The sequence below is a fragment of the Nocardia sp. IBHARD005 genome, assembly GCF_052814245.1.
Window position 1 is genome coordinate 650,831 of record NZ_CP199935.1, and the last position, 13,538, is coordinate 664,368.

Below are 13,538 nucleotides of genomic sequence, written 5' to 3' on the forward strand. Positions count from 1 at the left end.
TGGTGTCGGAAAGCTTGTCGCAGGACGGACCGGGACGGTCGACGGTGGCGCCCGACCTGTCGCAGGAGGGGCCCGCTCGACGGCGATCAGGGCGGCGACCGGTCGATCCGCGATTGTGGCGGTACGCCCGGTCGGCGCGGCCGCACCTGGTCATCGCCGTGGCATTGGCGTTGGTGATCACCGCGACGATCGTGGTGATCGCCATCGTGCTGGGGCGGGTGCTCGCCGGGGTCATCACTGATCCGAACACCCGCGAGTTCGGCTCGTGGACAACGGAATTAGTGGTGCTCGCCGGTGCCGTCGCGGTGCGGGGTCTGGCGAGTTGGTGGCAAGCTCGGCTGGCCCATCGGGCGGGAAGCGCGGTGGTCGCCGAGCTCGAGACGGCGGTGCTGCGGGCCGGAGCCGAACTGCCGCCGCGGGAACTCGACGCGCGACGTACCGAGATCGCGGTCGTTGTCGGCAACGGCCTGAGCGGATTGCGCGGCTGGTTCACCGGCTATCTTCCCGCGCTGTTGCTGGCGTGCCTGGTGCCGCCGGTAGTGTTGGTGGTCATCGCGTTGCACGATCCGACCTCGGCGCTGATCGCGGTGATCACGGTGCCGCTGATCCCGGTGTTCATGGTGCTCATCGGGTTACTCACCCAGGGGCGAGCCGAGGCCACGCTTGCCGCGACCACGCGGCTGTCCGACCAGATCCTCGACCTCTTCGCGGGCATGCCCACCTTGCGCGCGCTCGGGCGCGAAGGCGGCGATGCGCCGAGTATGGCGAATCAGGTGCAGGCGCTGGGTGATTCGCTGCGGCAGCGGACCATGCGCGCGCTGCGGATCGCGTTCCTGTCGTCGATGGTGCTGGAAAGCCTTGCCACGCTGAGTGTCGCGTTGATCGCGGTGGCGATCGGGCTGCGGTTGGTATTCGGGGAAATGGCGTTGTACGGCGGGCTGGTGGCGCTGATCCTCGCTCCTGAGGTGTACTGGCCGCTGCGGCAGGTGGGGGAGAAGTTCCATGCCGCGCAGGACGGAATGGCGGCCGCCGACCGGGCTTTCGCGGTGCTCGAACCGGCGGGGCGGGTTGCCTCCGCGCCTGCGCGTGCCGCGTGGGGCGATGTCGTCCGATTCGGCGCCGGGACAGCGCGGGTGGGCGGGTCCGATGCGGGTGCGGTCGGCGAATCGGAATCACGGGCGGTGGTAGTCGGCGCCGCGCGTGCAGATGCGAGCGCTGGGTCGGCACGAATTACCTTGCTCGGATTGTCTGTTGCCGCCAGGACGGGCACCGCACCCGATCAGTTGACCGCCGTGCTCGAACCCGGACTTGTGACCGTCTTGACCGGGCCGAACGGGTGCGGGAAATCGACTACGGTGCAAGCGATTCTGGGACTGATCGAACCCGATGACGGCGCTGTCCTCGTCGACGGCACCGACGTTCGTGAGCTGGACCTCGAGAGCTGGTGGAGTCGCATCGCTTGGTTGCCACAGCGGCCGGTGCTGGTTCCCGGGACTTTGCGCGAGAATATCGAGCTGCTCGGGGCTATGGCGGATCGGTCCGCTGATGATCTTCAACTAGTCAGCGCTGCAACAGGATTCGAGAGCGTGCTGGCCGAACTCCCCGACGGCTGGAATACGATCGTCGGCCAGAACGGCACCGGCCTCTCCCTCGGCCAACGCCAGCGTCTCGCTCTCACCCGTGTTCTCGCCGCCTCCCGCCCGATCCTGCTGCTCGACGAGCCCACCGCCCACCTCGACCCCGACAGCGAGCAACGCGTGCTCACCACCCTGCGCGACTGGGCTGCCGCGGGTGCGACCGTCGTGGTCGTCGCCCACCGCCCGACTGTGCTGGCAGCGGCCGACGCGGTGATCGAGGTTGTCGCGGCGGACAGGCCTGCGAGCGTCGTTCCGGATTCGGTGCCGACGGGCAACTCCGCACCCGACACCGGCCAGCCGACCTCTGCGGCCAACGCCTCGGACCCTTTGGTGGCGATCGATTCGCCGGGCGCCGATTCGGAGTCATGGCGCGAGGCGGGTACCTCCGGTGATTCGGCCGGTCGCGGGCACGGAGTGGAGGTCTCATGATCGGCGATCTGCGGGAGATGTGGCGGCTACTCGCGTTGTCGCCGGCGCGGGTCGCGGTGGCGATCGCGTGGGGAGTGGCGGCGCTGGGGAGCGGGCTCGGGTTGGCGGCGCTGGCCGCCTGGTTGATCGCGCGGGCTTGGCAGATGCCGCCGGTGCTCGACCTCAGCGTCGCGGTGGTCGCGATGCGGGCGCTTGGCATCTCGCGGGGGTTGTGCCGGTACCTGGAACGCCTGGCTACCCACGATGTGGCCCTGCGGGCCATGACGACTGCCCGGACCTCGGTGTATCGCACGCTCGCCCAGTCCGATGTCTGGTTCTGGCGAGACCGGAGCGGTTCCTCCGAAGGGCGCGTGTCCGACGGCAGATCCGGTCGTGAACTGCGACGCGGTGATGTGCTCGTGCGGATCGGTACCGATATCGATGACCTCGGAGCCGTCGTCGTGCGAGTGCTGGTGCCGACGGCGGTTGCCGTGGTGCTGTCACTTGCCGCGGTCGGCCTGATCGCGACCATCTCGCCGTTGGCAGCGATGATTCTGGCTGTGGCGCTCGGAGTTTCGGGGATTCTCGCGCCGTGGTTGTCGGCGGCGGCCGCGCGGGACGCCGAGCGGGCGGTGCGGGCCGATCGGGCCGAGTTCAGCGCCGAAGGGCTCACCGTGCTCGATCATGCCGCCGAACTGCGTGTCGCCGGGCGCCTCGATGCGGCACTCGCGGTGGCGGACAAGGCTGCTCGACGTGCGGTGATCGCGGAGGATTCGGCTGCCTCGCGTAGCGCGTGGGCGGCCGCGGCGACTCCGCTCGCGATCGGCGTCAGCGCGTTCGGGGCCCTGCTGGTCGGCATCGCGGCCTACGGGCCCACCGGCGGACTCCCCGGCGGCATGACCCCGATGGCCCTCACGATCCTCGTCCTCGTGCCGCTGTCCGCCTTCGAAGCCGTGGGCGCGCTCCCCGCCGCCGCGACAACCCTCACCACCTCCCGTGCGGCGCTGCACCGACTTCGCCGCATCTCGGCGGCAGACCCGGGCACCGAAACCAGCCGCCCTGATGAGGACCGCACGCGACCATCGACGGAACAAGGACAGACGACCGTAGCCAGGCGGGTACCGATGCCGGACGGGCGGCGGGTGGTCGTTGTCGGGGTGAGCGGGGCGGGGAAGACAACGTTGTTGATGGCCTGGGCAGGGCTCTTCGATACGCCGTGCGAGGGCGTCACATTCTTCGCCGAGGACGCACATCTGTTCGGCACCTCGATTCTGGAGAACCTACGGGTGGCACGAGGCGATCTCACCCTCGACGAGGCTGAAAGCGCCATGCGCGCAGTCGGTCTCGACCCGTGGCTCGATTCGCTGCCGAACGGCATACACACCTCGCTCACCGCGGGCGCGGCCGCCGTATCCGGTGGCCAGCGCCGCCGCATCCTGCTGGCCCGAGCCCTCGTCTCCCCGGCGCGCACCCTCCTGCTCGACGAGCCCACCGAACACCTGTCCGCCGCCGAAGGCGACCAGCTCCTCCGCGACCTCCTCGACGCGGACAGTGGCCTCGTCGCCCCCGATCGCACCGTTGTCGTCGTCACCCACCAACTCCCCGCCGACCATCGTGCCGACACGACAGTCACTGTCGACGCCGACGGAATCTGCGAAATCAATGGCGCGCGCGTCTCGGCGACCTGAGCCGCGCTGATGGCGAACCTGGGGCTCAGTCGCGTGAGACAGGCGTTCCGAGGTGATAAGCGATTGTCGACGGTCTAGGCGTGCCCGTGCCGCGGGTCCCGGCCTGATCCCAGGCTCCCGCGAAGCGCGCGAGCCGCGCTTCGGGGTCGGACGTGGACATGTTGAACAGCGTTGCCGCGCAACATGATCTGATTGGCGCCGTGTCGGGCACGAACGGTAGCTTTTCGCTATGACCAAGAAGCCGTCGAACCCGCACGATGCCTATGCTCGTGAGGTCCTCAGTCGTGCGGCCGACGCGGCCAGTGAGATCCGGGTCAACATCGATGCAGAACTCGCGGCTCGCATCGATTTCGACGGGATGGTGTTGGTGCCGGGCAGCTTCGTCACCGAGGACCTCCGGTCTCAGTACAGCGATGTCCTGTACCGGACCACGATCGATGATCGCGGTGCTTATCTCTACATTCTGATCGAGCACCAGTCGTGCAGTGACCAGCTGATGGCGTTCCGAATGCTCAGTTACGTGGTCAATATTTGGCGGCGTCACCTGGATGAGCATCCCAAGCCGGAGGTGCTTCCCGTTGTCATCCCGCTGGTCGTGCACAGCGCCCATACGGGTCTGCGTTGGACTGCTCCTACCCAGCTCAGCGATCTGATCGACCTCGACGACTCCGCCCGCGACCTGCTGTACCGGTACCTGCCCCGGTTCGAGTTCCTTCTCGATGACGTGGCCCCGCTGGATATCACGGCGTTGCGGGCGCGCGAGTTGACCCCGGCGGCGCGGCTGATGTTGATCATGGACAAGATCGGACCAGGTAATCCGCACCTCGGCTCGGATATCATGGAGGTGGTTGACGAGCTGCGGGCGCTGTTGGATGGTCCTTCGGGTGCGCGTGAGTTCGACATTTTGGTGACGTATCTGTTCATCGTCGGCGACGTGAGCGTCACTGATCTGCAGCCCTTGACCGATCGTCTCGGTCCTCGAGCGAAGGAAGTTGTGATGACCACAGCGGAACGGCTGGAAGCACGTGGGCGCGTGGCAGGCCGTGTCGAGATGCTGGTCGAGCTGTTGACCGTCAAGTTCGGTCCGTTGCCGAGCGCTGTGACTGAGCGGGTTCAGGTGGCTGATGCTGACGAACTTCACCTGTGGGCCAGGCGGGTGCTGACCGCTGGTTCCTTGACGGAAGTGTTCGCGTAGCCTGCTGGACTCCGCAAGGCTGATGCCACAAAGTCGGCGGTGCCCAGAGACGCTCTTGGATGATCGAGCGATACCTTTTGATGGTGCTGACGGTGTTGATGAACGATCGAGCGACGAGACTGCTCGATCTGCAGGGCGGCTTTGGTGGGCTGGATCCAGACGGTTTGGCATCCGGCTTGTGGGCCAGGCTGGAAGGTGGGATCGAATGCCGTGGCGAGGTGGTGTGCTTGGCCCCGGTTCCCGCGCACGCTGATGACGCACCAGGTCGTTTCCAAGATCTCACCGGGTGGGGGTGTTCGCATACCGACTTTCACTTGGAAGATTTTGTGCCGGTGGACATTACCTACGCCGAGGGGCCGATCATCGGCGTCGACGCGCAGCGGATTCTGCTTCGACAAGGGATCGCGCTGGCTCGAGAAGTCGGGCGGCTGGCTGCCGCGATTAAATCAATTGCCGACCGCGCCGGGCGCGGATAGATTCATCAGTACACAAGAGAGGAGGTGGTCTGAAGAATGTATGTTCATCGGATGCGTGAGGTGGCTGCCCGCTAGCAGCTCCACTGCGGGAGATTCCCCAGCGGTGCGCTGAGCGAATCCCAGGCAGTCACCCGACCCCCGAGCCCCCGGATGATCCAACCGGGACCACCGCGTTCACCGAACGCGATGGAAAGGCTCGGGGGTCGCTCCATGTCATGACGACAACGGCCCGCCCAGATCTGGACGGGCCGTTCGCGAAGATTGTCAGCCGATGTAGCGGACCAGCCGCGCCGACAGGCGGGGGACGAGGGCACCGTCGGGGTCCACTCGTTCCTCCACGTAGGCGAGGTCACCGTTTTCGACGATGCCGTAGAGGCGTTTCGCGCCGCCGACCACCGCGCCGGAGGTGCTGCGGATGGAGACGTCGGTCGCGAGCTCCCAGGAGGCGTGGTTGCGGGCCTGGCCGTAGTACAGCTCGATCACACCGTTGCTGTGGGTGAGCAGGAATTCGAGCATCTCCTCGGAGCCCTCACCGCCGACCCGCCAGTAGCCGCTCTCCCGGAGGTCAGGGCCGGTGTAGTTGCCCTCGGCGTCGAGCTTCCAGGTCTGCGATTCCCAGGCCAGGTAGTCGCCGCCGTCGTGGGAGACGATGATCTGCTGGCCGAAGTGATAGTCGCCCTGGGTGGGGTGATTGCCTTCGCCCTCACCGCGCCACACACCGACCAGCGGCAGCAGGGCCAGCATGGCGTGGTTCAGATCCGGGCCGAGGCGCAGATTGGCCGTGTCTTCGGGCAGGGGAAGACCAGGCAGGACCGAAATGTTTCGGGCGCCGGTCTCTTTCGCCCGTTCAGCGGCGACATTCACTGCCTCGTCGCCACTACGACGCTCGGCCGCGGCGCCTTGCTCGTTACTCGCTCGCTCGGCCTGTTCGTTACCTTCGCCAGCGAGTCCGCTCATGACTCGGTGAAGAGGCGGTAGAAGACGTAAAGGCCGAACCAGCCGATGAGAATCGACACGGCAACAAGGAGTACCTCGAAGAAGATGACCACAACCGAAGTCTAGCTACCCCTCGCAACAGATACGAAAACGGCCCTGGTAGTTCCCGCACAGGAACTACCAGGGCCGTTGTGAGCTTCTTACTTCGCGACCGCGACATCCACGGAGTGGATGCCCGCGCCCTCGGGGCTGATCTCGGCGGAGCCGTTGCCCGACGAGGACAGCGCGCGCAGGGTCCACGAACCCGGCGCGGCGAAGAAGCGGAAATCACCGGTGCCCGAGGCGACGACCTCGGCGGTGAAGTCACCGTTGCCGTCGAGCAGACGCACGAACGCGCCGCCGACGGGCTGGCCGTCGGTGCTCAGGACACGGCCGGTGATGACCGTTTCCTTCTCCACATCGACGCCGGCCGGAATGGCCTGACCCTGGGTAGGTGCTGCACACATATTGATTACGCTCCCAACTCGATAGGTACACCGACGAGCGAACCGTATTCGGTCCAGCTGCCGTCGTAGTTCTTGACGTTCTGGTGGCCGAGCAGCTCCTGCAGCACGAACCAGGTGTGCGAGGAACGCTCGCCGATACGGCAGTAGGCGATGGTTTCCTTCTCGCCGTCCAGGCCCGCGTCCTTGTACAGCTCGGCCAGTTCGGCGTCGCTGCGGAAGGTGCCGTCCTCGTTCGCGGCCTTGCTCCACGGCACGTTGATCGCGGTCGGGATGTGGCCGGCCCGCTGGCTCTGCTCCTGCGGCAGGTGCGCGGGGGCGAGGATCTTGCCGGAGAACTCGTCGGGCGAACGCACGTCGACCAGGTTCTTGGCGCCGATGGCCGCGATGACCTCGTCGCGGAAGGCGCGGATGGTCAGGTCGGGGGCGGCGGCCTTGTACTGGGTGGCCGGGCGGGTGACCGCGTCACGCGAGAGCGGACGACCGTCGAGTTCCCACTTCTTGCGGCCGCCGTCGACGAGCTTGACGTCGTTGTGGCCGTACAGCTTGAAGTACCAGTAGGCGTAGGCCGCGAACCAGTTGTTGTTGCCGCCGTAGAGCACCACGGTGTCGTCGTTGCTGACGCCACGCGCCGAGAGCAGGTCGGAGAACTGCTCCTGGTTCACGAAGTCACGACGAACGTGATCCTGCAGGTCGTCCTTCCAGTCCAGGCGGATCGCGCCTTCGATGTGGCCACCCTCGTAGGCGGAGGTGTCCTCGTCGACCTCGACGAAGACGACGCCGGGGGCGTTGAGGTTCTCTTCGGCCCAGTCAACGGAGACCAGGACATCGGAGCGAGCCATGTTGTTCCTTTCAGAGATGACGTGCAGGAGGGTCAGTTCGGTGCCGGAGCGGCGGAGTTGGCATCAGGCCCGGAGGAGGCAGCCTGCGTAACCACGGAGGGCAGGCCAGTTCCGCCGATGTGTGGAGCTGACCGGCGGAAGCGAGCTACCAGCGGATAGATCTGGCAACCAAGGCAGACCCCGAACGCCGCGTTCAAGAACGCCGCGAACAGGGCGAAGCCGGCGAACACCGCGCCGACGATCGAGGAGCCGAGCGCGAAGCCCAGCAGGGAGAGACCGGCGAACACGAAGCCGAGCGCTTGCGCGAAACGCAGCGGTGGCACGGGCTCGGTCTCGGTGGGCGGACCATGACGCGGCGCGACGAACGCGGCGTAGATCCGGCCGTAAGGGTGCTCGGCAGGGCCCGCGGCCGCGCCGATCGCGAAGACGACCGCCTGCAGGCCGATCAGGATCGCGGCGGCGGCGGTCGAGACGGCGCTGACGAGGAGCACCAGGATCAGGACGCCGGTGGTTATCCAGGCGACGAAACGTGGCCCGCGTACGTCGACGCGAGGTGGGGAATCAGAGACGGTCATTGTGCGAACTCCTGCGCTTCATATGAGCACTTTCAGGGGGATCTACCTGTTCGCCGGGGGATCGATGAGGATCACTCGCGCGGCGGGCATAGATCGACGTCAGAAATCTCGGGAGAGAAAGGGCCGATCGTTCAGCAGCACAGGCAGCAACAACCGCCGAGGCGACACAGGTCAACTGTGCGGCGTCGGGTGAGCATCAGCTCGTGGTCGGTTTGCACGAGAAGTAGTTTACCCGGTCTCCCCGGAGAATGTCTCGGCCCCCCTGAATACGGGGCTGGATCACACAGTCAGGGGCTCGAGGGCGGTGCGCAGGTCGCCCGGCTTCGGGACGCCGGAGATGCGGAAGCGCTCCTTGCCCGCGGCGTCGAAGACGAAGGTCGTCGGCAGGGACAAGACGTTGAGCTCACGGGCCAGCGCGGGGTCGGCGTCGATATCGATCTCGATGTCGCGCGGGGCATTCGGGGACTCCGACAGCTCGGCGGTGACGCCTGCGACGACCCGGCGGACCGCGTCACACGGGCCGCACCAGTCGGCGGAGAAGTGCAGCACTGCGGGGACCTCGCCGGTCACACCGGCGGCGTCGAGCAGGCGTGTGCGCTGGTGCGTCTCGGGGTCGAGGGTGGCGGGACGAACCTGCCCTTGCCTGCGCGAGAGGTAGAAGCCCACCGCGATGGCCGCCGCGATGACGGCGGCCAGTATGACGATCTCGATCATGGTTGCTGCAATCGGTCCAGGTCGATGGTGACATTGCGGCCGACACCCTCGACAACGATCTGGCCGCCCAGCGCCGACACCTCGGTCGGTGCGACACCGAACGGCAACTCCTTGATATCGATCGTACGGCTGAATCGGGCGAGGACCGCGGCGTGATCGCTCTCGGGGATCTTCGAATCGGTGGTCACGGCGGCGGTCGTGTCGACGGGGCGCGTGGTGTCGGTGTAGAAACCGGTCGCCTGGATGCGGACCTTGTCGCCCTCGAGCAGCAGGTCGGCCTGGATCTGCACCGGGACGCGCGTCGCAGAACTGGACGGGGTGACCCCCGCGGGGAGGAGGCGGCCGTTCGGCGCGGTCGGCAGGGTGCCTTTGAGGACGAGGACGCCCGCGGTTGTCATCCCGGACCCGCCGGAACCGCCCGTGCCGTCGGACTTGTCGGCGGGCGGGGTGTGGACCTGCAGGTCCGGGATGCCGAAGAGTTTGCCGAGCTCGGTGGGTTCGAAACGCATCAACGCGTCGATCCGGTCGACTTGCACCTTGCGCGCCGCGCCGTCGAGCAATTCGCTCGCCGGGGCGTGCAAGCCCTGCAGCTTGGCCTCGATGCCGACCTCGCCGGGGATGTCGGGGCGCACGCTGCGGGCACGGATCGCCACGTCGTCGTAGCGGCCGCTCATCGCCTGGGCGGCGAACGGGAATCCGTGGAAGGTGACTTCCGGGTCGGCGGACAGATCCGCGCCTGCCCGCAGCTGACGGGAGACGTGGTATTCGGTGTAGGCGGCGGCGCCGAAATCGATGACCACCGCCAAACCGGCCAGGCAGAGAAGCCCGATGATCAGCTTGCGCATGAGCCGAGAGTAGCCGCTGGCGCTGCAAATCGTGCGTGCTGGTCGGCAACCAAGACACGAGTTGATGCACACCGAACAACCTCGGGGCGCCCACAGATAGGAGCTAACCAATCGGTGTCGGTGGCTTGTGTCACACTCGTCGCGATGAGCCGCCACACGACTTTCCGGTATTGCCTCGACCCCACGGTCGAGCAGTCCGTCGTGCTCGACCGGCATGCCGGGGCGGCCCGGTTCGCGTTCAACCAAAGCCTGCATTTCGTTAGAACTGCGCTTGCGCAGCGCAAAACCTGTCCAGAGCATCTAGTGCCGTGGACCCGGTTCGACCTGATCAATACGTTCAACGCCTGGAAGAAGTCCGAAGCCGCCGGAAGAGTCTTCGCTGTTGGTATTTCCGGGGTCACCGAAGTGCAGGTGACCGGGTTGGCGTGGCGCAACCAGGTGTCTCAGCAGGTGTTCGAGGAAGCCGCCGTCGACTGCGGTCGTGCGCTGGCCGCATTCTCCGATTCTCGGACCGGCAAACGCACAGGTAAACGGGTTGGGTTCCCCCGGTTCAAGAAGAAAGGCAAGAGCGTCCCGGCGTTCCGGATCCGCAACAAGCACGCCAAGGCTGGGCGGGCTGCAATCCGAGTCGGTGACCATGGCGCCGCCCGATCAGTGACTATGCCCGGGATCGGTGCACTTCGGGTGCACGACGACACACGCCGACTGCGGCGGATGCTCACCAAAGGCCGAGCGAAGATCCTTCACGCCACCATCTCCTATCGGGCGCGACGCTGGTGGATCAGCCTGACCGTCGAAGCATCCGATCTACACACAGCACATCATCACCGGTCCCGCGAACATGGCGACGACGGTGGCTGGGTCGGGATTGACCGCGGATTGATCGCGTTCGCTGTCGCCGCGAACTCCGACGGAACCGAGGTCGCTCGTATCGGCGCCGCCCCCAAACCACTGACCACCGGACTCGGTCGGCAACGACAGCTCGCGAAGTCGGTGGCTCGGAAACAGCATGGTTCTTACAACCATCGGCAGGCGGTCGCCCGGCTGGCCCGCCACCATCACAAGGTCGCCGAAATTCGTCGCTATTTCGCTCATCGGGTCGCTAACCAGTTGGTCAAGACTCACGACCGACTCGTTATCGAAGACTTGAGCGTGGCGGGAATGCTCGGCAACCGTCGTTTGGCGCGTGCGATCAGTGATGTCGGCTGGGCGGATTTCGCTCGGCTGTTGTCGTATAAGCAGGCGTGGCGTGGTGGCACGGTCATCGTCGCGGATCGTTGGTACCCGTCGAGTAAACGGTGCTCGTCCTGCGGCACGCGCAACCCGGCGCTGTCGATGGCGGATCGAGTGTTCGTCTGCGGGTGCGGGTTCCGTGCCGACCGCGACCGCAACGCGGCGATCAACCTCGCACTCTGGCCGACGTTGCAACAGAACTTTTCACGATCCCCGGACCCCCGAGCACGAGGCCGGGTTACCAATGTCCGCCGACGGGAAGGCGCTGACCGACACTTGACAGGTGTCGGTGAAACTGTCCCGGTTGACACGGAAACCGAAGTTCCTGCCCCGCTGGTGGCGTGAACCGACGACGCCCGAGAAGGGCGGTGCCGGCGGTCATCCAGGACTCCAGGCACGCTGTAATGTTGCACACGACTTAACCTGTGTTTCGGCGACGTAGCTACGCGGCTGCTGTCGTCCGCGGAGCAACGAGATAGGAGGAGAGCCCCATGGAGCTGCTCCTACTGACCTCCGACCCCAACCCCGATGCGGTCCTGCCATCGTTGTCGCTACTGGCGCACAACGTCCGGCCCGCGCCGACCGAGGTGTCGTCCCTGCTGGAGGCGAGTAGCGCCGATGTCGCGCTGGTCGACGCCAGAACGGACCTGGCCGCCGCGCGCGGTCTGTGCCGGCTCCTCGGCAGCACCGGGTCCTCGGTGCCGGTGGTCGCGGTCCTGACCGAGGGCGGCCTGGTGGCCGTCAACGCGGACTGGGGCCTGGACGACATCCTGCTGCCCGGCACCGGCCCCGCTGAGCTCGACGCGCGCTTGCGGCTGCTGGTCGGACGTAACGGTGGGGTCGCCAGCCCGGAGAACACCGGCAAGATCACCCTGGGTGAGCTGGTGATCGACGAAGGCACCTACACCGCGCGCCTGCGTGGTCGCCCGCTCGACCTCACCTACAAGGAATTCGAGCTGCTCAAGTACCTCGCTCAGCACGCGGGCCGGGTGTTCACCCGCGCCCAGTTGCTGCAAGAGGTCTGGGGCTACGACTTCTTCGGTGGCACCCGCACCGTCGACGTGCACGTGCGGCGCCTGCGCGCCAAGCTCGGCACCGAGTACGAGTCGCTGATCGGCACCGTGCGCAACGTCGGCTACAAGGCCGTGCGCCCGGCCCGGACAACCGCCGCCAAGGGTGAGGTGGTGACCTTCGTCGACGAGGACATCGACGGCGACGACTCCTTCGCCCCCCCACTCAACGGCACCGCGCAGTAGCAGCGCTGGTCGGAACCGCGCGTAGCGCTCGTCGGCGCGGCGCAATACGGTGCGAAGGGGCAGCGCGACAGCGACCGGCTGGATCGCGCGGTAGCCACTGCCACGCTTCGAGGAGGACGCGATGCCGGACACAGCAACCCTGACCTGGACCGATCAGGTCGATCCCGGCACCGTGAAAAGGGTGCGCGCGCTGCTCGAACGCGCGGCTGACGTCGACGGCGTCGCCCCGGTCTCCGAGCAGGCAGTGCTCTTCCTCGCCGAAGCCGACCCATCGACCCGGCACCTGCTCGCGATGCGCGCTGGTGAGGTGGTCGGGTACGCGAATCTCGTTGCCGCACATGACGAACACCCCGCGATGGCCGAGGTCGCCGTCGACCCCGCCGCGCGTGGTGGCGGCATCGGCGCGGAGCTGGTCCGCGCCGCGCTGGCCGAAGGTGGCGCGGGTGCCAGGGTGTGGGCGCACGGTGACCTGCCCGCGGCCAAGGCGCTGGCGACCGGCCTCGGACTGATCACCGCCCGTGAGCTGTGGCAGATGCGCCGCTCGCTGGCAATCCCGGAGCTACCGGAACTCGAGCTTTCCGAAGACCTCATCGTGCGCACTTACGCGGGTCCCGTCGACGACCTCGAAATCCTGCGGGTGAACAACGCGGCATTCGCCTGGCATCCCGAACAGGGCGGCTGGACCGAGCGCGATATCGCCGCCCGGCGCGCGGAATCCTGGTTCGAACCGGCCGGTCTTTTCCTGGCGTTCGACGCCGCCGACCCGAGCCGCCTGCTCGGTTTCCATTGGACCAAACAGCACCCCGACGCCGCTCCCGCCGGTGAGGTGTACGTGGTCGGGGTCGACCCGTCCGCGCAGGGGCGTGGCCTCGGCCGACTGCTGACCCTGGCCGGTCTGCGACACCTGCGCGCGGCCGGATCCACGGAAGTCCTGCTCTATACCGAGGCCGACAACACCGCCGCCGTGCACACCTACACCAAGCTCGGATTCGCCCCCGCCCACATCGACGTCGCGTACGCGCTGCCCTGATGCGAGTTACCTCACACGCGAGATGAATTCTGGTGCGCGAGGAGAATATTGCGAGGACGACCGGGTACGTGCGAGTAAAACTGGGGCTAACGTCACATTCGCGGCATGGATCGCGCCGGGCTGTTCATTCTCCGTTAACCCACGTCGGGCCAACTGTCAACCGGACGACTTTAAGTTACTTCTGGGCGGCACAGTCGTCG

At 66.8% G+C, this 13,538-nt stretch carries 13 protein-coding genes; 7 read left to right on the top strand and 6 right to left on the bottom strand.

Going from position 1 to position 13,538, the window contains the following annotated elements; all coding sequences use genetic code 11:
- Positions 1 to 44 precede the first annotated feature (44 nt).
- From cydD to ACTWPB_RS03055, 4 genes are all read left to right on the top strand, one after another.
- Positions 45 to 2,066, top strand: a complete 2,022-nt coding sequence (cydD, locus tag ACTWPB_RS03040; RefSeq protein ID WP_446226220.1) for a thiol reductant ABC exporter subunit CydD — start codon at positions 45 to 47, stop codon at positions 2,064 to 2,066.
- Positions 2,063 to 3,733, top strand: a complete 1,671-nt coding sequence (gene cydC, locus ACTWPB_RS03045; protein ID WP_446224213.1) for a thiol reductant ABC exporter subunit CydC — start codon at positions 2,063 to 2,065, stop codon at positions 3,731 to 3,733. Before cydD ends, cydC begins: the two co-directional genes overlap by 4 nt.
- Positions 3,734 to 3,962: 229 nt before the next feature.
- Entirely contained in the window at positions 3,963 to 4,928 is a 966-nt protein-coding gene (locus ACTWPB_RS03050; RefSeq protein WP_446224214.1) for an Rpn family recombination-promoting nuclease/putative transposase, read from the top strand.
- Between the two features lie 59 nt (positions 4,929 to 4,987).
- Positions 4,988 to 5,404 (top strand): hypothetical protein, encoded by a 417-nt coding sequence (locus ACTWPB_RS03055; protein ID WP_446224215.1) that lies wholly within the window; start codon positions 4,988 to 4,990, stop codon positions 5,402 to 5,404.
- Positions 5,405 to 5,668: 264 nt separating this feature from the next.
- On the opposite strand, the gene ACTWPB_RS03060 is transcribed toward ACTWPB_RS03055, so the two are convergent.
- The 6 genes from ACTWPB_RS03060 to ACTWPB_RS03085 form a co-directional block, all read right to left on the bottom strand.
- Entirely contained in the window at positions 5,669 to 6,361 is a 693-nt protein-coding gene (locus tag ACTWPB_RS03060; protein WP_446224216.1) for an FABP family protein, read from the bottom strand.
- Between the two features lie 179 nt (positions 6,362 to 6,540).
- On the bottom strand, positions 6,541 to 6,846 hold the full coding sequence (locus ACTWPB_RS03065) for a DUF1416 domain-containing protein (protein ID WP_101464578.1): 306 nt from the start codon (positions 6,844 to 6,846) through the stop codon (positions 6,541 to 6,543).
- A 5-nt stretch (positions 6,847 to 6,851) separates the two neighbouring features.
- Entirely contained in the window at positions 6,852 to 7,685 is an 834-nt protein-coding gene (locus ACTWPB_RS03070) for a sulfurtransferase (protein ID WP_446224217.1), read from the bottom strand.
- A 32-nt stretch (positions 7,686 to 7,717) separates the two neighbouring features.
- Positions 7,718 to 8,260 carry a DUF4395 domain-containing protein gene (locus tag ACTWPB_RS03075; protein WP_446224218.1) on the bottom strand — a complete coding sequence of 181 codons (543 nt, stop codon included), beginning with the start codon at positions 8,258 to 8,260 and terminating at the stop codon, positions 7,718 to 7,720.
- Positions 8,261 to 8,539: 279 nt separating this feature from the next.
- Positions 8,540 to 8,974, bottom strand: a complete 435-nt coding sequence (locus tag ACTWPB_RS03080) for a thioredoxin family protein (protein WP_446224219.1) — start codon at positions 8,972 to 8,974, stop codon at positions 8,540 to 8,542.
- Positions 8,971 to 9,819, bottom strand: a complete 849-nt coding sequence (locus ACTWPB_RS03085; protein WP_446224220.1) for an LmeA family phospholipid-binding protein — start codon at positions 9,817 to 9,819, stop codon at positions 8,971 to 8,973. The genes ACTWPB_RS03080 and ACTWPB_RS03085 overlap by 4 nt, the downstream gene beginning before the upstream one ends.
- A 144-nt stretch (positions 9,820 to 9,963) precedes the next feature.
- On the opposite strand from ACTWPB_RS03085, the gene ACTWPB_RS03090 reads away from it, so the two are divergent.
- The 3 genes from ACTWPB_RS03090 to mshD all read left to right on the top strand — a co-directional run bounded on the left by ACTWPB_RS03090 (position 9,964) and on the right by mshD (position 13,338).
- Complete coding sequence (locus tag ACTWPB_RS03090; RefSeq protein WP_446224221.1) at positions 9,964 to 11,397, top strand: RNA-guided endonuclease InsQ/TnpB family protein; 1,434 nt, start codon at positions 9,964 to 9,966, stop codon at positions 11,395 to 11,397.
- 146 nt (positions 11,398 to 11,543) lie between these two features.
- On the top strand, positions 11,544 to 12,308 hold the full coding sequence (locus ACTWPB_RS03095) for a winged helix-turn-helix transcriptional regulator (RefSeq protein ID WP_446224222.1): 765 nt from the start codon (positions 11,544 to 11,546) through the stop codon (positions 12,306 to 12,308).
- 121 nt (positions 12,309 to 12,429) lie between these two features.
- Entirely contained in the window at positions 12,430 to 13,338 is a 909-nt protein-coding gene (mshD, locus tag ACTWPB_RS03100) for a mycothiol synthase (RefSeq protein WP_446224223.1), read from the top strand.
- The last annotated feature ends 200 nt before the right edge of the window (positions 13,339 to 13,538 follow it).

Excerpts from the sequence above, each read along its gene's own strand:
- cydC (WP_446224213.1), top strand. The coding sequence starts at position 2,063 with ATGATCGGCGATCTGCGGGAGATGTGGCGGCTACTCGCGTTGTCGCCG.
- ACTWPB_RS03050 (WP_446224214.1), top strand. The coding sequence starts at position 3,963 with ATGACCAAGAAGCCGTCGAACCCGCACGATGCCTATGCTCGTGAGGTC.
- ACTWPB_RS03055 (WP_446224215.1), top strand. The coding sequence starts at position 4,988 with ATGATCGAGCGATACCTTTTGATGGTGCTGACGGTGTTGATGAACGAT.
- ACTWPB_RS03060 (WP_446224216.1), bottom strand. The coding sequence starts at position 6,361 with ATGAGCGGACTCGCTGGCGAAGGTAACGAACAGGCCGAGCGAGCGAGT.
- ACTWPB_RS03065 (WP_101464578.1), bottom strand. The coding sequence starts at position 6,846 with ATGTGTGCAGCACCTACCCAGGGTCAGGCCATTCCGGCCGGCGTCGAT.
- ACTWPB_RS03070 (WP_446224217.1), bottom strand. The coding sequence starts at position 7,685 with ATGGCTCGCTCCGATGTCCTGGTCTCCGTTGACTGGGCCGAAGAGAAC.
- ACTWPB_RS03075 (WP_446224218.1), bottom strand. The coding sequence starts at position 8,260 with ATGACCGTCTCTGATTCCCCACCTCGCGTCGACGTACGCGGGCCACGT.
- ACTWPB_RS03080 (WP_446224219.1), bottom strand. The coding sequence starts at position 8,974 with ATGATCGAGATCGTCATACTGGCCGCCGTCATCGCGGCGGCCATCGCG.
- ACTWPB_RS03085 (WP_446224220.1), bottom strand. The coding sequence starts at position 9,819 with ATGCGCAAGCTGATCATCGGGCTTCTCTGCCTGGCCGGTTTGGCGGTG.
- ACTWPB_RS03090 (WP_446224221.1), top strand. The coding sequence starts at position 9,964 with ATGAGCCGCCACACGACTTTCCGGTATTGCCTCGACCCCACGGTCGAG.
- ACTWPB_RS03095 (WP_446224222.1), top strand. The coding sequence starts at position 11,544 with ATGGAGCTGCTCCTACTGACCTCCGACCCCAACCCCGATGCGGTCCTG.
- mshD (WP_446224223.1), top strand. The coding sequence starts at position 12,430 with ATGCCGGACACAGCAACCCTGACCTGGACCGATCAGGTCGATCCCGGC.